This is a genomic window from Brevibacillus fortis, from assembly GCF_046196545.1.
Taxonomy (GTDB): Bacteria; Bacillota; Bacilli; order Brevibacillales; family Brevibacillaceae; genus Brevibacillus; species Brevibacillus fortis_A.
In genome coordinates, this window is the sequence record NZ_CP176370.1 from 3,847,147 (window position 1) to 3,866,000 (window position 18,854).

An 18,854-nucleotide genomic window follows, 5' to 3' on the forward strand; every position below is an offset into this window, starting at 1 on the left:
TTAGTCAGCGGGCAAAATTGCCACAAGAAGTATAATAACACAGCGGGCACAAAACTACAAGACTCTTCTCCTATTTGTTACCTACTTTTTTTCTTGCTCCAATTCAGCCAATAGCTTTTTCATTTCATCTGTCAGCGCAAGCTTTTCCAACAAATCTGGACGCCGTGCTTTTGTTCGCCGCAGCGATTCTTTTAACCGCCAGCTTTCAATATTGGCGTGGTGCCCTGACAACAGTACGTCTGGTACTGTCCAGCCGCGAAACTCAGCCGGTCTTGTGTAATGAGGGTATTCGAGCAGTCCTGTTGAAAAGGAATCCTCAACAGCTGACGTCTGGTTTCCCAACGCCCCTGGTTGCAAACGAACGACACTGTCAATGACCACCATCGCCGCAAGCTCTCCCCCAGTCAGGACGTAATCGCCAATTGAGATCTCATCTGTGACAAGATGCTCCCGAATTCGCTCGTCGTACCCTTCATAATGACCGCAAATGAAGACAAGGTGCTCTTCTTGCGCTAACTCTTCTGCAAGCTTCTGATGATAAGGCACACCCTGTGGGCACATCAGAATCACTCGGGGTTTTTTCTCGCCCGTCAAGGCTTCTACGGCCCGGAACAACGGCTCTGGCTTCAACACCATTCCACCGCCACCACCATAAGGGGTGTCGTCGACCGTACCGTGCTTGCTCTCAGAGAAATCGCGAAAATTGGTGACGTGAAAATCAACCAGTTCTTTTTCGCTTGCCTTTCCCAAAATGCTGCTGGATAAAACACCTGTAAACATTTCGGGAAAGAGCGTGAAAATATCGATCCGCATCTGAAGTTCCTCCTACAGCAAGCCTTCCATCAGATGGCAGACCACACGTTTGTTCGCGATGTCCACTTCCTTGATGCATTCATCGATATACGGCAGCAAGATTTCCCCGCGGTTTCCCTTCACTACCCACACATCGTTTGCTCCTGGTTGCATGACATCCACGATTTTCCCCAGTTCTTCGCCCTCGTCGGTTACTACGATGCAGCCGACGAGCTGATGAATGTAGAACTCGTCCTCTTCTAATTCCATCAGCGCTTCCTCTGGAATTTTCAACTCTCCGCCCTTGTACTTTTCGATATCGTTAATATGCTCATAGCCTTGAAAGCCCACAATCTCAAAATTTTTATGTGAGCGACGAGAAGCGATTTTCAATTTTAGCGGCTCACTGAGTGTCGGATGGAACAAGTACAGCTCATTTCCTTTGCGAAAACGCTGATCTGGAAAGTCAGTTGTTGGTGTTACACGTACTTCACCACGCAGGCCATGCGTATTAACCAGTTTGCCTACTCCGTAAAAACTATTTTGGCTCAACGTGTTCATTCCTCCTTTTCTTTGTTAACCATTTTTCGTTTGTAGCCGAATCTCATGTACCAGGCCGTCTTTTATCATGATTTCCGTTCCGGACATAATTTCATCCCATACATCGCCCTCTTGAATCGTGACAGGGCTTTGAACAGTCTGGTAATCGATCTCGCTTCCCTCTGGGAGATTTTCTACCTGCTGGAGGGTATATGTCAGGTGATCTATCTTTTCCTTGCGTCGACGCTCTTCCTGCGCGATTTTTTCCTGCGCCAACGCATATGTATCCGCAGACTTTTTCTTCGCCTCGGTTAATAGCTTTTTCGATTGAAACTGCCACTGCTCCCACTCTTTACGCTGCAAACGAAGTCGTTGGCTATACTGATCAATGAGAGCAGCCCGTGATGCTTCCGTAATGATCAGTTTAACCTGTACCGTCCGAAATATAGTAAGCACCTTCGCCACTCCTTTCGGAAAAACCATCATGGTTTATGAGCATCTTGGATACTAGAAAAAAGACTGGGAAAGCTCCCAGCCTTTTCTCATACAATTTCAACCGTGACACGCTTGTCCGTTTCCACGGATGCGGCGATCACGACCGTGCGCAGGGCTTTCGCGATTCGACCTTGCTTGCCAATAATCTTCCCCATATCATCAGGGTGTACCGACAATTCAAAGACAAGGGTACGCTCTTTGTCCACTGCGTTAACACGAACCTCATTCGGATGATCGACGAGAGCTTTAGCGATCGTTTCGACCAGCGCTTTCATCATCAAACCTCCAGAAGACCGACTTATTTGCCGTATTTGGTTTCGTGCACTTTAGCCATAACGCCTTCTTTGGAGAGAAGGTTACGAACGGTATCAGTTGGAGCTGCACCATTCAGGATCCATTGTACCGCTTTGTCGGTATCAATTTTCACCACTGCCGGTTGAGCAACCGGATTGTAGTAACCGATTTCTTCAATGAAACGGCCATCGCGTGGGGAACGGGAGTCAGCTACTACTACACGGTAGAAAGGAGCTTTCTTGGAACCCATACGCTTCAGACGGATTTTTACTGCCATGTTGTGTCACCTCCTGTATTAATCAACGCTAGAAGAGCATCTGCGTTGGTGCTACTATATCTGAACCATCGCGGCCAGCTGACAAGTCAGTGTCGCGAAGAGATCATGCCTACTCACTTGAACGGTGGCTTGAAGTTAAAGGGGAAGTTCATCCCGCCTTGGTTGTTGCCTCCGCCTTTACCCATAAACGGTAATCCTAAGCCTTTTTTCTTCGACTTCTTGACCATCTTGTCAGCAGCGCCTGAGAATTGCTTCATCATCTTTTTCATTTCCTCGAACTGCTTGAGGAAGCGATTGACTTCTTGAATGCTCGTTCCGCTTCCGCTTGCGATGCGCTTGCGACGGCTGGCATTCAATAAATCAGGATTAGCGCGCTCTTGTTTGGTCATGGATTTGGCGATCGCTTCAACGCGGGCAATCTGCTTCTCATCCACGTTCATTTTGCCCTTCATCTTGTTCATTCCTGGCAGCATGCCGAGAATGTCTTCAAAAGGACCCAGGTTACGAAGCTGCTGCATGGAATCCAGGAACATGTCGAAGGTAAACTCACCTTGACGCATTTGGCGTTCCATATCGCGTGCTTTGTCTTCATCCACGGATGCCTGTGCTTTTTCAATCAGGCTGAGTACGTCCCCCATACCCAAAATACGGGAAGCCATACGATCCGGATGGAACGGTTCGAGTGCATCCAGCTTTTCACCCATCGCCGCGAATTTGATCGGCTTGCCAGTGACAGCTTTGACGGACAGTGCCGCACCGCCTCGGGTATCACCGTCGAGCTTCGTGAGAACCACACCAGTCAGTTCGAGCTGGCTGTTAAAGCTCTCTGCTACGTTGACGGCATCTTGACCTGTCATCGCATCCACGACGAGCAAAATCTCATCGGGCTTGGTTACCTCGCGAATTTGTTTCAACTCGTCCATCAGCGCTTCGTCAATATGCAGGCGACCTGCTGTATCGATGAGGACTACGTCGAGATGATTCGTCTTCGCGTGTTCAATCGCTTGGCGAGCGATATCGACAGGACTGACTTGATCACCGAGAGTGAAGACGGGAACATTGAGTTGATCCCCTAAAACCTGAAGCTGCTTGATCGCAGCAGGACGGTAAATGTCTCCCGCTACCAGAAGTGGCTTGCGGTTTTGCTTTTGCAAGTACTTGGCCAGCTTACCGGTTGTGGTCGTTTTACCTGCCCCTTGCAGACCTGCCATCATGATGACGGTCGGCGGGCGGTGCGCCATCGTGAGCTGAGCGACGTTGCCACCCATCAGAGCGACCAGCTCTTCATTCACGATTTTGATCACCATTTGACCAGGCGTCAGGCTTTTCATAACTTCCTGACCGACTGCGCGCTCCTTGACACGAGCAACGAAGTCTTTTACTACTTTAAAGTTAACGTCTGCTTCCAGCAGGGCCAGACGAACTTCACGCATCGCTTCATTCACGATGGTCTCGTCTATTTTCCCTCTGCCGCGCAGTTTGTCAAACGCGTTTTGCAGCCGATTGGCTAAGCTCTCAAACGCCATGCGAGCCCTCCTAATCCATCTCTGACAGTTGGTGGAGCAAAGTATTCAGCTCGTCTCTTGTCTCGCTTTCCGAAAGCTCATTTACAAGTTCATTCATGCGATTCAACACGTCCATGCGCTTTTCATGACGCTCAGCGAGGCGCAGCTTCTGATCGTATTCAAACAGTTGCTTCTCTGCCCGCTTAATATGATCATAAACAGCTTGGCGGCTGACCTCATGCATCTCGGCAATTTCTCCGAGCGATAAATCGTCCAGATAATACAGCTCAAGATATTCTCGCTGCTTGCCCTTGAGTAGCGGCGCGTAAAAGTCAAACAAGAGATTGACTTGATTGGTCTTTTCTAACATGAAACCAATCCTTTGCTATGAGGTACTCGTTTCAAACTGTAAAGACTTTTTCTTTACAGCACGTAGATTATAGTACCTAATTCCACACCTAGTGTCAAGCTTTTTTATTGACATCATTTTTTTCTCTTCGAAACACTATGTTTTTACGCATTTTCCTGCTGTTCTGTTTCATCTTTTTGGATCAATCCAGCAAACAGCGCATGAACAAATTGCTCAGGATCAAACTGCTGCAAGTCATCCATTCTTTCACCCAAGCCGACGTATTTCACCGGAATGTTCAGCTCGTTGCGAATCGCAATGACGATACCGCCCTTTGCTGTACCATCCAGCTTGGTCAGGACTAAACCTGTTACACCAGCAGACTGTCCAAACGTTTTCGCCTGCGAGAGCGCATTTTGCCCAGTCGTAGCGTCCAAAACTAGCAAGACCTCGTGCGGAGCGCCTGGCAATTCGCGTTGCAATACGCGGTGAACCTTCGCCAACTCTTCCATCAGATTGACTTTGTTTTGCAAGCGGCCTGCGGTATCGCACAACAGCACATCGACTTGTCGGGATTTCGCTGCCTGAACTGCATCGTAGATCACGGCAGCCGGATCAGAGCCTTGCTGCTGCTTGATTACGTCAACTCCTACACGCTCTCCCCAGACCTCCAGCTGTTCAATCGCTGCTGCACGGAACGTGTCACCTGCTGCCAGCAGCACTTTTTTATTTTGCTGCTTGAACATATGCGCCATTTTACCGATTGTGGTCGTTTTCCCAACTCCGTTTACCCCTACGAACAAAATGACGTTCAGACGACCGTTCTCTACGTTCAGAGCCGTATCCGCAGCATCATCATTTTTCAAAAGGGCAACCAGTTTTTCTGAGAGAATGGGCTGCAGGTCGATCGCATTCTCGATTTTTTGCTTGCGCACCTCTGTCCGCAGGTCGTCAATGAGCTCCATTACGGTATTGACGCCCACATCGGACGTAATCAAAATTTCCTCTAATTCATCGAAAAAGTCATCGTCGATCTTTTTGTAGCGACGTACCAAATCCTCTACTTTTTCTACTAACAGGTCTCTCGTTTTAGCCAAGCCATCCGTAAACTTCTGGGTGACCTCTTCGGACTTTTGGACAATAGCATCACGAAGGCGCTTGAAAAAACTCATATTCATCTTCCTTTGCGGGTAATATCAATTGAATGGCAAATCCGTTTAAGAGGCTGATTCGATATACTTGTCACTGTCCTCCAGCTTCACGGAGACGAGTTTGGACACGCCGCCCTCTTGCATCGTGATACCGTATAGCACGTCTGCGCTCTCCATTGTGCCTTTTCTGTGTGTGACGCAAATAAACTGCGTCTGGTTGCTGAAATGGTGCATGTACTCGGCGAAACGGTTAACGTTTGCCTCATCCAAAGCGGCTTCTACCTCATCCAATACACAGAATGGCACTGGCTTCACACGCAGGATGGCAAATAGCAATGCCATCGCAGTCAAAGCACGTTCGCCCCCGGATAAGAGCGCGAGATTTTGCAGCTTCTTGCCAGGTGGCTGCGCCACGATATCGATGCCCGTCTCAAGCAGATTATCTGGGTTGGAGAGTACAAGATCTGCGCGTCCTCCGCCAAACAGTTGGACAAACACATCGCGGAACTGCTCCGAGATCGCATCAAATGTTTCTTTGAAGCGGCGCGACATCTCTGCGTCCATTTCTTGGATCACTTGATAGAGCATGTCTTTTGCTTCATTCAAATCAGCTTCCTGCGAGCTTAAGAACTGCTGACGCTCGGACAAGCGCTCATATTCCTCAATCGCGCCAAGATTCACGGTGCCAAGTGCCCCAATCTGCTTTTTAAGACGATTGACCACTTGTGTCTCTTCCTGAATCTCGCCACGTGCCGGGTATTTTTGCTTTGCCAGGTCGTAGCTCATTTCGTATTCTTCGGAGAGTTTATTCAACAGATGATCGAGCTCAACCTCGTTGCGGTTGACTTTTACTTCTTCCTGATGAAGCTTTTCCTCGAGCGATTTAACCTCGCGGCGGATTTCCTTCACCTGCTGTTCCACTTGCTCCTGTTTGTAAAAGAGAGTCGCCCGTTCACTTCGCCGCTCTTGAATCAAGCCAGCTACCCGGTCTTTATCCTGACGCAATTCGCTAATGCGCTGATCCAGCTCAAGCCCGGACGATTCGTTCGTACGCTCCAGCTCATCAAGAGATGCCAAATTCGCGTTTTGTTCTTCCCATTCGCGCTGCAATTGGCTTTTTTGCTCCAGCAAACGTTCTGTTTGCTCCAAGCGTGATTGATACTCTTGCTTGACCTGCGCATTCAGTACCTTGAGACTTGTTATCTTTTGATTCATTTCTTCTTTGGATTCGAGCTGCTCTTGGCGTTTCGCCTCTGCTTCTGCGATCTGCGCACCGAGCTCTTTTTCCTCTTGCTCCATGGCAGTCAAAGACGCTTGCAGCTGCTCTTGCTTGCGTTTGGCTTCTTCCATTTCGCGGCGATAGCCTTCAATATCTTGTTCAACGAGCTTTGCTCGCTCGCCCAAGGATCTGCCTTCCGATTCTTTTTGCTGCAAGAGCCCTTTTACTTCCTGTTCTTTCAGTCGCAGACTCTCGCCTTCTGTACGCAGAGCTTCTTGCTCCTGCTGCATTTGCGCAAGTTCCTTCGTCAACTGCTCCATAAGGGTAGTATGCCCAGAAATTGCCTGATCGATTTCTACCAGCTGCGCTTCCAGCTCTTCTGATTGACGGTTGCGTCCAAGCAGGTTCGTGCTGTTCTTTTTCAAGGCCCCCCCTGTCATGGAACCGCCAGCATTCACGATATCGCCTTCCAGCGTCACGACACGATATCGGTAGCCAAGCGTACGGGCCACACTGTTTGCCTGCTCCAGCTTTTCCGTAATAATGACATTGCCCAATAAACTTTCAAGGATGGGTCGGTACGTTTCCTCAAAGGTCACGAGCTCACTCGCGATTCCGACGACTCCACTCTCCGTCTCCAGCTGGCGCTTATCGCTTGCCTGCAAGGTGCGAGGACGGATGACATCGAGCGGTAGAAATGTCGCTCTACCTGCATTGTGCTGCTTCAAGTGAGCAATGGCTGCACGACCGGATGCTTCGTTGTCCACGACGACGTTTTGCAGTGCTCCACCCAATGCAACTTCCATCGCCGTCTCGTATTGCTGTGGCACGACAACGAGCTCAGCGACCGCTCCATGAATTCCTTTGAAGCCCCGCTCGCGTGCTTTCAAAATTTCTTTTACCCCTTGCTGAAACCCTGCAAACTCCGACTGCATTTCTTTTAACAGGTCAAAACGAGACTTCGCTGCTTCCCGCTTTTGCTCCCAGTGACGCAGCTCTCGACGGGCTGTTTCGAGACGGGCTTGTCCTTCGCGCATACCTTCAACCAGCTCTTTGTATCTGACGCCAGTTTCTTGAATGGTAGAAACGGTCTTCTCCAGCTGATCTTGGAGTTGGCTCAACTGAGCTAATCGCTGCTCTTCTTCTTCATCGAGCTGTTTTTTTCCAGACAATTGACGCTCGACTCTGGCCTCGCTTGTTTTGAGAAGCTGCTCTTGGTGGCGATTTTCGTTGCGCAGATTCGCCATTTCGTTGAGCTTTTCGAAGTAATCACTCTTCAAACGCTCAACATCATCTGTCAGTGATTGCACCATGGAAAAAAATTGACCTTCTGCCTCTTGCAGCGAAGCGTGGGCCTCGGTCATTCGACGATCGGCTTCCTTGGCCCGCTCTTGTTCTTCAGCTAGTTCTGCCTCAAGACCGTGCTGTTTCTCGGTAATCCGATACATCTGCTCCATCGTCTGCTGACGATTGGCATTGAGATTGCGCATACGCTCCCGCAATACCTCACGTTGTCCTTCGACTTTTTCGGTCTCTTCACTGACAGTCAACAGTACTTGTTGCAATTCTTCGATAGATTGGTCAATTTGGGTGACATGAAAACGCGCGTGCTCCAAATCAGCTTCTTGCTTGGATGCTTCGGTCGTTTGTCCGATTAACAGATGCTTGAGTTCCTCTACGCGTCCTGTGGCTGCTTCCCACTTCGTATGAGCTGCTTCAATTTGCTGCACGTAAAGAGCTACTTCATGCTCAACCAGCTGGCGATGAAGCTCCTTGTATGTCTTGGCTGTTTCTGCCTGCTCCTGCAAAGGTCCGATCTGCTCCGTAATTTCACTGACGATATCGTGAATACGCACCAGATTTTGCTCGGTGTCATCGAGCTTTTTCTCCGCTTCGCGCTTGCGTGTTTTGTATTTGACGATTCCGGCTGCTTCTTCAAATATTCCACGGCGATCCTCGGACTTGGTACTGAGAATTTCCTCAATTTTTCCTTGACCGATAATGGAATACGCTTCTTTACCCAGCCCGGTATCCATGAACAGCTCCATGATGTCTTTTAGACGGCAGGATCTGTTGTTTATGTAGTACTCACTGTCACCAGAACGATATACTCTGCGGGTAACGGATACCTCCGAATATTCCACATCGAGCGAACGATCTGTATTGTCCAAGGTGAGTGTCACTTCTGCGAAATTCACTGGCTTGCGCTTGTCACTGCCCGCGAAAATAATGTCTTCCATTTTCGCTCCACGCAACGACTTCGCGCTCTGTTCCCCAAGCACCCAGCGGATCGAATCAGAAACGTTACTTTTCCCACTTCCATTCGGTCCCACTACGGCTGTTACCCCTGGTACAAATTCCAATTCCGTGCGATCGGCAAAGGATTTGAATCCAGCCAGCTCCAGGCGTTTCAAATACATACGTACGGTCCTCCTTAAGAAACCATCCAAGACTGCCTGCCAAACTGGCAGATTGAAAACATGCAAGGATCGGATGGTACCCGAAAAGAAGCCCCTGCATCGAACAGGAGCTACCTACTACGAGCCTACTTGATCATCTGTAAGTGTATCATAGATGTCGGTCATCTCGCAGTATTTTCCCTATGTTTCCCACCCGAAAGAAAAAAGCTGCACCATCTTGTAGCAGATGATGCAGCCCTTCTCGCTGACGAGTGATTATTTATCCCCCAGCTTGACCAACGCTCGTGCAGCAGCTTGCTGTTCCGCTTCTTTTTTGGAGCGGCCAGAGCCGATGCCAAGCGAACGATTGTTCAAAAGCACCTCAGATACGAATTCTCGATTATGAGCTGGTCCTTTTTCTTCTACAATTCGGTAATGGATGTCTCCCAGATTGTCTTGTTGAACAAATTCCTGCAACTGGCTCTTGAAGTCGGTTACCTGGGCAAACTCTCCTTTGTCGATGCGCGGGTACACGTATTTTTCCATAAAGGAAAAGACTGCGTCCAACCCCTGATCCAAGTAAAGCGCACCTACAAACGCCTCAAAAACGTCCGCTAGCAAGGCTGGTCGCTGACGTCCACCTGTCAGCTCTTCCCCTTTTCCCAGCAATACGAGATCGCCAAAATTCAACAGTTCAGCAAACTTGACGAGAGAAGGTTCACAGACAATAGCTGCACGCAGCTTCGTCATTTCCCCTTCGCTCATCTTCGGAAAAGTTTTATACAAAAACTGGGAGACGGTCAACTCCAACACAGCATCCCCCAAAAACTCTAGCCGCTCATTGTCTGATATTCGTTTGCCGCGTTGCTCGTTCACGTAGGAAGAATGGGTGAATGCCTGCCGCAAAACACTTTCATCGCGAAAGCGAAAGCCTATTGTTTCTTGCAGCTGTGCAAAATTCATCACCCTCACCACCATTCCAGAAGACTGCCTACTTTTTCTATCAGTAGGGCTCATTTATGCTTCGTATCGCTTCAGGACTACCGTTGCGTTATGACCGCCGAATCCAAATGTATTGGAAACAGCCACATTGACGGTCGCCTTGCGCGCATGGTTCGGAACATAGTCCAGATCACATTCTGGATCCGGGTTTTCCAAGTTGATTGTTGGAGGCAGTACTTGATCACGTAGCGCATATGCCGTTGCGATTGCCTCGACACCACCAGTAGCACCCAACAGATGGCCTGTCATCGATTTGGTCGAGCTGACAGCCAGTTTGTATGCGTGCTCGCCAAACACACTCTTGATCGCTTGTGTTTCTGCGATATCTCCTTGGTCAGTAGAAGTACCATGTGCATTAATATATTGAACTTCAGTTGGGTCAACGCCAGCGTCTTTCAGTGCGCTTGCCATGCAACGCGCTGCCCCTTCGCCACCAGGAGATGGAGAAGTAATATGATGAGCATCTGCACTCATCCCGTAGCCAATGACTTCCGCGATGATCGTTGCTCCACGTTTTTTCGCATGCTCAAGCTCCTCCAGGATCAGAACACCAGCACCTTCGCCCATTACAAAGCCATCGCGATCTTGGTCAAACGGACGGCTTGCTTTTTGCGGCTCATCGTTTCTGGTGGACATCGCTTTCGCTGAGCAAAAGCCTGCAAATGCCATTGGACGCACCGTTGCTTCTGCTCCACCTGCGATCATGACATCTGCGTGATCGAACTGGATCAGACGCAGTGCATCACCGATCGCATTTGTACCTGTCGCACAAGCGGTAATCGCGCTGGAAGTTGGTCCTTTTGCACCGTATTGAATGGATACTGCACCAGACGCCATGTTTGCAATCAGCATCGGAATGAAGAACGGACTCACGCGACGCGGTCCTTTTTCCAACAATACGGAATGCTGCTCTTCCCATGTAGTCAGACCACCGATTCCGGACCCGATGTATACACCCACTCGTTCCGCATTTTCTGGCGTGATCTCCAGTTTTGCATCTTCTACTGCCATTTTGGCAGCAGCTAATCCAAACTGAACGAATCGGTCTGTACGTCGGATATCTTTCTTTTCCATATACTGCTCAGGATCGAAGTTTTTCACTTCGCCTGCAATTTGTGTTGGATAATCAGAAGCGTCAAAGGCAGCCACACGGTCAATGCCTGATTTTCCTTCCAGCAAGCTGTTCCAGAAAGTCTGCGCGTCATTCCCTACTGGAGAAACGACACCAACGCCAGTAATCACCACTCTGCGTTTCATTACAATCACCTCTATATGAAAGTCAGCAGTCAGCTTCTAACATTCACTGCATGCAAAACGTGTATTTATTTGGATTATGTACAGGTGGCAATTGAAGGAGAAGTCCCGTATGGTACGGGACTTCCAACAGATCAATTACTTGTGAGATTCTATGTATTTAACAACCTCACCAACAGAAGTGATCTTTTCAGCATCTTCGTCGGAAATCTCTAAATCAAACTCATCTTCGAGTTCCATTACGAGTTCAACCACATCCAGGGAGTCAGCGCCCAGGTCTTCTTTGAAAGAAGCTTCCAAAGTAATTTTGGACTCATCTACACCCAGACGATCGACGATGATTTTCTTCACACGCTCCAAAGTATCTGCCATCTTGCTTCACCCCCTCTCCCGTATTATAGTGGATGAGCTTTCAAAAAACCAGTTTTCGAAAAAACGCTCGATTGAGGTTTTCTTCCTACATGTACATTCCGCCGTCTACATGCAGGGTCTGCCCTGTCATGTAGTTGGCTGCGTCGGATGCCAGGAACAGCACCACAGCTGCGATATCATCTGTTTGTCCCAAGCGGGCAAGCGGAATTTGGCTTGTGAGTCCTGCTTTGACATCCTCCGGCAATACAGCAGTCATTTCTGTATCGATAAATCCTGGTGCAACAGCATTCACCGTAATATTCCGGCTAGCCAGCTCGCGAGCAGCCGTCTTCGTCAAGCCAATAACTCCAGCTTTTGCAGCCACGTAGTTTGCTTGTCCTGCGTTCCCCAAAACACCTACTACAGAAGTGATATTGATGATTTTGCCTGAACGCTGCTTCATCATTGGGCGGGTCGCTGCCTTTACGCAGTTGAATACACCCTTCAGATTCGTCGCAATGACATCGTCCCACTCGTCTTCTTTCATACGCATGATCAGGTTGTCGCGAGTAATTCCCGCATTGTTCACGAGAATATCGATCGCACCAAAATGATCCAGAGCAGCTTTGAACATGTCGTTGACATCTTCTGTAGAAGAAACGTTCGCGCGAATCATGATGGCATCGCGGCCCATTTCCTTAATAAGCGCAACCGTCTCACTCGCTGCCGCTTCACTCCCTGCGTAATTGACAACTACATTAGCGCCAGCTTCTGCCAGCTTTAAAGCAATCGCACGCCCAATACCACGGGAAGCCCCTGTGACCAGGGCTGTTTTTCCTGTTAGCATAGTACCCCTCCGTTCAAAAGCTCAGTAAGCGAATCCATATCCTGTACAGAGATAATCGTCGTTTCCGCTGGTGCGATTTTCTTGATCAAACCGGCCAAAACTTTTCCAGGACCAATTTCTACAAAGGTTGTCACGCCTGCTTCGACCATCCATTGCACAGAATCCTCCCACAAAACTGGGGCGGAAACTTGTTGAACCAATTGATCTACAATAACGGTTGCCTCAGACACTGGTCTAGCCGTTACGTTTGCCACAACAGGCACAGTCGCTTCTTGTACCGTAACGCCTTCCAAAACTGCTTGCAGTTTATCTGCTGCCGGCTGCATCAAGCTCGAGTGGAACGGACCGCTTACATTCAATGGAAGGACACGCTTTGCGCCCGCTTCTTTCGCTTTTTCACCGGCCAGCTTCACACCTTCAGCAGAACCAGAGATGACAATTTGCCCTGGGCAGTTCATGTTCGCTAATTGAACAGGATGTCCTGATGCTGTTACTTCTTCGCAAACCGCATGCAGTGCCGCGCGATCCATGTTCAAGACAGCGGCCATTGCACCTTGTCCAGCTGGTACTGCCTCTTCCATGAACTGACCGCGAGCTCGCACTGTTTTGACTGCATCTGCAAAGGACAAGGCCCCAGCTGCGACCAAAGCAGAATACTCACCCAAGCTGTGACCCGCTACAAACGCAGGCTTATAGTTAGGCAACTTTTCATTCAATGCTGCCATAACAGCGATGCTTGCTGTCAAAATAGCTGGCTGTGTGTTTGCTGTCAGCTTCAACTCCTCTTCTGGTCCTGCAAAACACAGTCCCGACAAGGAAAAGCCGAGCGCTTCATCAGCCTGCTCAAATATGTGACGGGCCGCTTCCGATTGTTCGGAGAGAGCTTGCCCCATTCCTACAAATTGTGAACCTTGCCCTGGAAAAACAAAGGCTACTTTTCCCATTCCTACTTGCTCCCTTCTACCGGAGTCGTGCACCACTTCAAGAGCGTCGCTCCCCAAGTCAAGCCGCCACCAAACCCAACCAGAATCAGGTTATCGCCTTCTTTGACACGACCAGCCTTTACTGCTTCATCCAACGCTACTGGAATGGAAGCAGAAGACATGTTTCCATAGCGATCCAGGTTGATCGCAACTTTATCCTCCGACAGACCGAAACGCTGTACAGCAGAATCGATGATGCGTTTGTTTGCCTGATGCGGCACCAACAGGTCAATCTCATCCTTCGATACGCCCGCTTTGGACAAGACAGCCTCTGTTGCAGAATTCATGACGCGAACGGCGAATTTGAAAACTTCTCCGCCTGCCATGTAGAGATAATGCAGTCCTTGTTCGACAGACTCAGCAGATGCAGGGGTTCTGGAACCACCTGCCGGCATGCACAAGAGGGATCCTCCTGATCCATCTGCGCCGAGCTCAAAGGACTGGAAGCCGTAGCCCTCAGTAACTTCACCGATAACAGCTGCACCTGCGCCGTCTCCGAACAACACACATGTATTTCGATCTTTGTAATTCGTAATTTTGGACAAGGTCTCAACGCCTACGACCAACACTTTTTTATACAAACCGTTCTCGATGAACTGAGCCGCTGTCGTAATTCCATACAGAAAGCCTGTGCAAGCCGCGGAAAGATCCATAGCAGACGCACGCGTAGCACCCAGCTTTTCTTGCAGCAAGCAAGCAGTAGACGGGAACGACATGTCAGGCGTTACGGTAGCGACAATGATCATATCCAGCTGTTCTGCGCTGATGTTTGCTTTTTCGAGCGCTTCTTTGGCAGCCTCGTAAGCCAAGTCGGAGGAAGCTTGCTCCGGTGAGCTAATGCGGCGTTCTCTAATTCCAGTACGGGAAACAATCCACTCATCAGAGGTTTCCACCATTTTCTCCAGATCAAAGTTCGTCAATACCCGCTCCGGGGTATAAGAGCCTGTAGACAATATCCCTACTGAACGCTTTGCACTCATCTGCTTCACTCGCTTTCTCCCAAAGTATTTTTCTGTAATGATTGCTGGATAACCTCGTTCACGTCCTGCTGAACAAACCGCGTAGCACTGACGATGGCGTTTTTCATTGCGCGCTCATTTGAGGAACCGTGGGCCTTGATCACAGGGGATTTCAATCCCAGCAAGGGAGCACCACCGTATTCCGCATAATCCATTTTCTTTTTAAAGCGAACCAATCCAGGTTTCAGAATGGCGGCTCCTAGCTTATTAATCAGGCTGGAAGTAAACTCCTGCTTCAACTGCGAAAAGATTGTGGAAGCCGCACCTTCTACGGCCTTTAACAAAACATTTCCTACAAAGCCGTCGCATACGAGCACATCACAGGCTCCTTGCATAACATCGCGTGCTTCCACATTTCCTACAAAGTTCAAGTCAGCTTCTTGAAGGAGAGGAAAAACAGCTTTCGTTAATTCGTTTCCCTTCCCTTCTTCCGTCCCGACATTCAGCAAGCCTACTGTCGGACGCTCGAAGCCCAATACTTTTTCAGCATACAAGCTCCCCATCACCGCGTATTGTACAAGCTGATGCGGCTTGGCATCCATATTGGCTCCGACGTCCAGCGTCAGTGTTACGCGGCCTTTTGTATTCGGGATATAGGCACAAAGCGCCGGGCGCTCGATTCCATCCATGCGACCTGCGTACAGCAAGCCTGCTGTCATTAATGCTCCCGTATTCCCAGCCGAGATCATCGCGTCGACTTTTTTCTCGCGCGCCATCTCAACAGCTACAACCAGCGAAGAATTTCTCTTACGCCGAACAGCTCGAACCGGTTCATCATCTGGCAAAATCACTTCCGCTGCAGGAACGATTTCAATGTTTGCCGGAATATCCTGCGGCAAGTGGTTCCGAATAGCCTGTTCATCTCCCACCAATACAACTGTAATGGCCGGGTTTTCCTTGATGGCAGCAAGCGCCCCTAATACGGTACTCTTCGGTGCGTGATCGCCGCCCATCGCATCCACTGCAATTCGCAACCGTGACTCCTCCTTACTCCTCATCCATGCTGTTATGGTAGCTCGACATTTCAACTACACGGAAGGTTGCGGTAAAGACCAATTCACCTTGGACCTTCGTCTCTACACGCACCTTGCATTCGTCGCCGTTACGAGTTCTCACCACTGCTTTGGCAACCAGCTTCTCCCCTGCTCGTACAGGACGGACGAAGCGGATCCTCGCCGTAGCTGTCAACGCTACGTCTGCGTTAATTACTGCTACTGCCAATGAGTTGGCCTGAGCAAATATATAATGCCCTCTGGCAATTTGTGTTTTCGAAAAAACGTGCTCTTCTTTAATTTCCAATACGGAAATGGCCTGTGAATCGAGCTGTAGATCAACAATTTCACCGATAATTTCATCGACACCCAATGATTTTACAGGATCAAGACTTTTCTCTGCGACTGTCTTGATACGTTCACGCAGCTCCGGTATTCCTAATTCCAGTCGGTCTAGACGTATGGTTTGAATACTGACATGAAATAACTCAGCCAGATCTTCGTCCGTCGCAAATGGATTATCCGCCAGAGACTGCACCAAGCGGGACTGGCGATCTTTTTTTGGCAAGCGGGCGATGCCGAACACCCCCATAAGCAGGATTCAATTGTACTATGTATGATTGCGATCTGTTTTTAATACCTGGTACCAAAACACAGTATAAGGGAGAAGATGCGGAATTACAAGTATCGTTCACGAAAATAGGTAGCCGTCCCTAACGGTAAATGAGCCGAATGATCTCCTCAATCCCCGGTTCTTTCATCTGAATATCCAGAGGTTCACCCCAGCCCGCCACTTCGGCAAGGATTCGCGGGGAAGAAATTTTTCCTTTGTCGAAGTAAATCGAAAGCACATTGTCTGATAGCTCCATCCGCTCGATTCCTTCTAGGTCGTAAAGCTTTTCGGGCGGTTGTCGAAATTCGATTCGAATGAGGCTTGGCAACCCTATCTGGCGTCGCAAATCGACCAAGCTCGTATCCATCATCTTTTTGCCATGATTGATCACGATAATCCGGTTGCAGAGTTGCTCGATATCGTCCATATCATGAGTCGTCAATAGAATCGTCTTCTTCTGGGTCTGATTCACTTCTTTCAAAAACGCTCTGATGCGAGTCTTCGCGACCACATCCAGCCCAATCGTTGGCTCGTCTAAAAACAGGACAGGTGGATCGTGCAGCAGTGCCGCCGCTAAATCAGCTCTCATCCTCTGACCCAATGACAGCTTACGCACTGGCGTATCCAGGAACTCATGCAGATCCAGCAGCTCCTGATACTCCTCCATCGATCGCCGATATGCCTTGTCGTTAATCTTGTACATCGCTTGCAAAATTTCGAAGGAATCTCTGACTGGCAGATCCCACCACAGCTGTGTTCGCTGCCCGAACACCACGCCGATTTGCGAGGCTACTTGAATTCTTTCGCGCTGTGGACTATATCCGCCTATTCGTATCTCCCCCTGACTGGGATGAAGAATTCCAGCGAGCATTTTAATTGTCGTCGATTTTCCTGCTCCATTCGGCCCGATATATCCCACGAACTCGCCTCTGTCAATGGAAAAAGAGATGTCATGGACGGCTTTGACTTCCCTTCGTTCACGAGAAAAGAGTGTTCGTAGAGAAGCAAAGCGCCCCTCTTTCGCTTGATTCAGGAAAAATGATTTTTCGATGTGCTTTGCTTCAATCATGTTACCCCTCCTTAGCTCCCTGTACTATGGTAGTGTCGAATCCCGACATTCCACAGCATACGAGCGAAATAAAAAGCAATCGCTGCAGCTACCGGGGTGAGTATCGGATAAAACCATTCGCCCCCTTTGCCCAACAGCGTTAACATTGGCAAATAATTCATATACGCGATCGGAATCGCTGAGAAAAACAGCCATTTGAGCCAGTTTGGATATAACCCGATCGGATAATTGGAAGCATTGGCTGGCGCATAAATGGTAAAGGTTAGCATGTCTTTCATCTGATGCGTCCAAAAGGCGACCCCAGCCGTAGCAAGTCCAATGGAGAAATAGATCACTCCGCCAGACAAAATGGCAACCGGCGAGAATAGCACCAACCCCATAATCGATTTTCCTTCCGCCGCAAGTCCCGACAATGAGATGACCAAAACAGACACCCCTTGCACTACCCCTCCCACTCTCGACAAATCAAGATTGCGTGTCAATAGCAGAAGCAAAGGTGAAACAGGTCGGATGAGCAACTGATCGAGCTCCCCTTGTACGATGTACTTCTCAAAGTCGTTGATTTCCGGTGCAAACAGTCGATACAAGGAGACAGATGCCGAGGAAATCCCGTAAAGCATCCCAACCTCGTAAATATTCCACCCGACCACATCGTGAAATCGGTACAAAATCGCTGAGAGAATAATAAAATCTAGCACCATAATCATTCCGGTCGTGGCAGCGCTCGTGACAAAATTTATCTTGTATTGCATTTGCGAGCGAATACTGGCCGTAATCAGTTTGCGATAGAGGGCAAACATATGGTTATCCTCCTTGAATTTCTAGCTTTCTTCTTGCCATGTTCGTCACCGATAAAGCAACTGCCGTTAGAACGAGCGCCCAGCCAGCTTGTACAAGCATGCCATAAGGAGGTGCAAGCTCCAGCAAGGTCATGACTGGATAATAAATCATCGCGGAAAAAGGCAAATAAGGAGCTACCTTTCCAATCATTCCGGGCATCAAGTCAATCGGAATCATTTGGCCACCTAACCCAAAGATCAATGACAAAAGGATGAGGTGTACCCAGCGAATTTCTGTCGTCCAAAAGGAGGAAATGCCCGCGAGATAAAAGAGCAACATGCCTACGTAAATTCCTAGCAGAAGCGAGAGGATAAATGAGAAATAAGTGAACGGATGGGAGGGAAAAAAGAAGCCTACCGCTAATCCTAGCAACAAGCCGATCGGAACACTTCGGTAACAAGCGTTGTACAAAAGTCGTCCAAACTCCTGACTGAGCATGTACCAAAGATAATGAACAGGCTTGATCATATCCAGGCTGACAGCCCCGCTTCTTACCGCTATTTGCACATTCAGACCCGGCGAGATAAATGTTGTCATCCAGAGAACACTTTGGCAAATCGCGATGTAATACCCCATCGTTTTGACATCATATGGGCCGTAAACTTGTTTTCCAGAAAGCACTCCCGTCCAAATGGCAATAAAAACAAGCCCAAAAATCGAGCTTGCGACATTGTTGACGACATGGGATAAACGATACTGAAGATTTCGACGATAGCTCTTGTGAATAATCCGCCAATAGACCATAGAACCCTCCTCTTGGAAAAGTCAGGATTACTAGAATAGCAGGGGCCGTACACAAATGCAAGAAAAAAGAAAGAGCCCTTCCCATTTGAAGGACTCTCTTTCGATAAATCCATTTGCTG

The 18,854-nt window shown here is 48.9% G+C and carries 20 protein-coding genes; all 20 read right to left on the minus strand.

All coding sequences use genetic code 11. The features are described from left to right. Positions 1–81 precede the first annotated feature (81 nt). Positions 82–813, minus strand: coding sequence for a tRNA (guanosine(37)-N1)-methyltransferase TrmD (trmD, locus tag ACKKE8_RS19105; RefSeq protein WP_409174441.1), 732 nt, complete (start codon positions 811–813; stop codon positions 82–84). A 12-nt stretch (positions 814–825) separates the two neighbouring features. Further along, a complete protein-coding gene (rimM, locus tag ACKKE8_RS19110) occupies positions 826–1,353 on the minus strand; it encodes a ribosome maturation factor RimM (RefSeq protein WP_409174442.1) in 528 nt (175 codons plus the stop codon). Positions 1,354–1,368: 15 nt separating this feature from the next. Then, entirely contained in the window at positions 1,369–1,788 is a 420-nt protein-coding gene (locus tag ACKKE8_RS19115; RefSeq protein WP_409174443.1) for a YlqD family protein, read from the minus strand. 86 nt (positions 1,789–1,874) lie between these two features. Beyond that, positions 1,875–2,102, minus strand: coding sequence for a KH domain-containing protein (locus ACKKE8_RS19120; RefSeq protein WP_007719711.1), 228 nt, complete (start codon positions 2,100–2,102; stop codon positions 1,875–1,877). 23 nt (positions 2,103–2,125) lie between these two features. Then, entirely contained in the window at positions 2,126–2,398 is a 273-nt protein-coding gene (rpsP, locus tag ACKKE8_RS19125) for a 30S ribosomal protein S16 (protein WP_007719713.1), read from the minus strand. Positions 2,399–2,511: 113 nt separating this feature from the next. Next, positions 2,512–3,924: a signal recognition particle protein gene (gene ffh / locus ACKKE8_RS19130; RefSeq protein ID WP_409174444.1), complete on the minus strand. Its 1,413-nt coding sequence runs from the start codon at positions 3,922–3,924 to the stop codon at positions 2,512–2,514. A 10-nt stretch (positions 3,925–3,934) separates the two neighbouring features. Next, entirely contained in the window at positions 3,935–4,273 is a 339-nt protein-coding gene (locus ACKKE8_RS19135; protein WP_016743283.1) for a putative DNA-binding protein, read from the minus strand. A gap of 143 nt (positions 4,274–4,416) precedes the next feature. After that, a complete protein-coding gene (gene ftsY, locus ACKKE8_RS19140; RefSeq protein WP_409174445.1) occupies positions 4,417–5,424 on the minus strand; it encodes a signal recognition particle-docking protein FtsY in 1,008 nt (335 codons plus the stop codon). A 45-nt stretch (positions 5,425–5,469) separates the two neighbouring features. Further along, on the minus strand, positions 5,470–9,042 hold the full coding sequence (gene smc, locus ACKKE8_RS19145) for a chromosome segregation protein SMC (RefSeq protein ID WP_409174446.1): 3,573 nt from the start codon (positions 9,040–9,042) through the stop codon (positions 5,470–5,472). 255 nt (positions 9,043–9,297) lie between these two features. After that, on the minus strand, positions 9,298–9,984 hold the full coding sequence (gene rnc, locus ACKKE8_RS19150) for a ribonuclease III (protein ID WP_026043146.1): 687 nt from the start codon (positions 9,982–9,984) through the stop codon (positions 9,298–9,300). A gap of 54 nt (positions 9,985–10,038) precedes the next feature. Beyond that, positions 10,039–11,280, minus strand: a complete 1,242-nt coding sequence (gene fabF, locus ACKKE8_RS19155; RefSeq protein WP_409174447.1) for a beta-ketoacyl-ACP synthase II — start codon at positions 11,278–11,280, stop codon at positions 10,039–10,041. A 135-nt stretch (positions 11,281–11,415) separates the two neighbouring features. Continuing rightward, positions 11,416–11,649, minus strand: coding sequence for an acyl carrier protein (gene acpP / locus ACKKE8_RS19160; protein ID WP_005834336.1), 234 nt, complete (start codon positions 11,647–11,649; stop codon positions 11,416–11,418). Positions 11,650–11,734: 85 nt separating this feature from the next. Beyond that, a complete protein-coding gene (gene fabG / locus ACKKE8_RS19165) occupies positions 11,735–12,475 on the minus strand; it encodes a 3-oxoacyl-[acyl-carrier-protein] reductase (protein ID WP_409174448.1) in 741 nt (246 codons plus the stop codon). Beyond that, positions 12,469–13,419 carry an ACP S-malonyltransferase gene (gene fabD, locus ACKKE8_RS19170; protein WP_409174449.1) on the minus strand — a complete coding sequence of 317 codons (951 nt, stop codon included), beginning with the start codon at positions 13,417–13,419 and terminating at the stop codon, positions 12,469–12,471. Before fabD ends, fabG begins: the two co-directional genes overlap by 7 nt. Before the next feature lie 2 nt (positions 13,420–13,421). Then, positions 13,422–14,438 carry a beta-ketoacyl-ACP synthase III gene (locus tag ACKKE8_RS19175; RefSeq protein ID WP_409179162.1) on the minus strand — a complete coding sequence of 339 codons (1,017 nt, stop codon included), beginning with the start codon at positions 14,436–14,438 and terminating at the stop codon, positions 13,422–13,424. A gap of 5 nt (positions 14,439–14,443) precedes the next feature. Further along, positions 14,444–15,451, minus strand: a complete 1,008-nt coding sequence (plsX, locus tag ACKKE8_RS19180) for a phosphate acyltransferase PlsX (RefSeq protein WP_409174450.1) — start codon at positions 15,449–15,451, stop codon at positions 14,444–14,446. Positions 15,452–15,464: 13 nt separating this feature from the next. Then, positions 15,465–16,061, minus strand: a complete 597-nt coding sequence (gene fapR, locus ACKKE8_RS19185) for a transcription factor FapR (protein WP_409174451.1) — start codon at positions 16,059–16,061, stop codon at positions 15,465–15,467. Positions 16,062–16,182: 121 nt separating this feature from the next. Beyond that, complete coding sequence (locus tag ACKKE8_RS19190; protein WP_409174452.1) at positions 16,183–17,151, minus strand: ATP-binding cassette domain-containing protein; 969 nt, start codon at positions 17,149–17,151, stop codon at positions 16,183–16,185. Positions 17,152–17,162: 11 nt separating this feature from the next. Beyond that, positions 17,163–17,951, minus strand: a complete 789-nt coding sequence (locus tag ACKKE8_RS19195) for an ABC transporter permease (RefSeq protein WP_409174453.1) — start codon at positions 17,949–17,951, stop codon at positions 17,163–17,165. 4 nt (positions 17,952–17,955) lie between these two features. Beyond that, a complete protein-coding gene (locus ACKKE8_RS19200; protein ID WP_409174454.1) occupies positions 17,956–18,735 on the minus strand; it encodes an ABC transporter permease in 780 nt (259 codons plus the stop codon). Positions 18,736–18,854: the final 119 nt, after the last annotated feature.

What these genes read in the sequence shown, in the direction of transcription:
- trmD (WP_409174441.1), bottom strand. Translation starts at nt 813, where the DNA reads ATGCGGATCGATATTTTCACGCTCTTTCCCGAAATGTTTACAGGTGTT.
- rimM (WP_409174442.1), bottom strand. Translation starts at nt 1,353, where the DNA reads ATGAACACGTTGAGCCAAAATAGTTTTTACGGAGTAGGCAAACTGGTT.
- ACKKE8_RS19120 (WP_007719711.1), bottom strand. Translation starts at nt 2,102, where the DNA reads ATGAAAGCGCTGGTCGAAACGATCGCTAAAGCTCTCGTCGATCATCCG.
- rpsP (WP_007719713.1), bottom strand. Translation starts at nt 2,398, where the DNA reads ATGGCAGTAAAAATCCGTCTGAAGCGTATGGGTTCCAAGAAAGCTCCT.
- ffh (WP_409174444.1), bottom strand. Translation starts at nt 3,924, where the DNA reads ATGGCGTTTGAGAGCTTAGCCAATCGGCTGCAAAACGCGTTTGACAAA.
- ACKKE8_RS19135 (WP_016743283.1), bottom strand. Translation starts at nt 4,273, where the DNA reads ATGTTAGAAAAGACCAATCAAGTCAATCTCTTGTTTGACTTTTACGCG.
- ftsY (WP_409174445.1), bottom strand. Translation starts at nt 5,424, where the DNA reads ATGAGTTTTTTCAAGCGCCTTCGTGATGCTATTGTCCAAAAGTCCGAA.
- smc (WP_409174446.1), bottom strand. Translation starts at nt 9,042, where the DNA reads ATGTATTTGAAACGCCTGGAGCTGGCTGGATTCAAATCCTTTGCCGAT.
- rnc (WP_026043146.1), bottom strand. Translation starts at nt 9,984, where the DNA reads ATGAATTTTGCACAGCTGCAAGAAACAATAGGCTTTCGCTTTCGCGAT.
- fabF (WP_409174447.1), bottom strand. Translation starts at nt 11,280, where the DNA reads ATGAAACGCAGAGTGGTGATTACTGGCGTTGGTGTCGTTTCTCCAGTA.
- acpP (WP_005834336.1), bottom strand. Translation starts at nt 11,649, where the DNA reads ATGGCAGATACTTTGGAGCGTGTGAAGAAAATCATCGTCGATCGTCTG.
- fabG (WP_409174448.1), bottom strand. Translation starts at nt 12,475, where the DNA reads ATGCTAACAGGAAAAACAGCCCTGGTCACAGGGGCTTCCCGTGGTATT.
- fabD (WP_409174449.1), bottom strand. Translation starts at nt 13,419, where the DNA reads ATGGGAAAAGTAGCCTTTGTTTTTCCAGGGCAAGGTTCACAATTTGTA.
- ACKKE8_RS19175 (WP_409179162.1), bottom strand. Translation starts at nt 14,438, where the DNA reads ATGAGTGCAAAGCGTTCAGTAGGGATATTGTCTACAGGCTCTTATACC.
- fapR (WP_409174451.1), bottom strand. Translation starts at nt 16,061, where the DNA reads ATGGGGGTGTTCGGCATCGCCCGCTTGCCAAAAAAAGATCGCCAGTCC.
- ACKKE8_RS19190 (WP_409174452.1), bottom strand. Translation starts at nt 17,151, where the DNA reads ATGATTGAAGCAAAGCACATCGAAAAATCATTTTTCCTGAATCAAGCG.
- ACKKE8_RS19195 (WP_409174453.1), bottom strand. Translation starts at nt 17,951, where the DNA reads ATGTTTGCCCTCTATCGCAAACTGATTACGGCCAGTATTCGCTCGCAA.
- ACKKE8_RS19200 (WP_409174454.1), bottom strand. Translation starts at nt 18,735, where the DNA reads ATGGTCTATTGGCGGATTATTCACAAGAGCTATCGTCGAAATCTTCAG.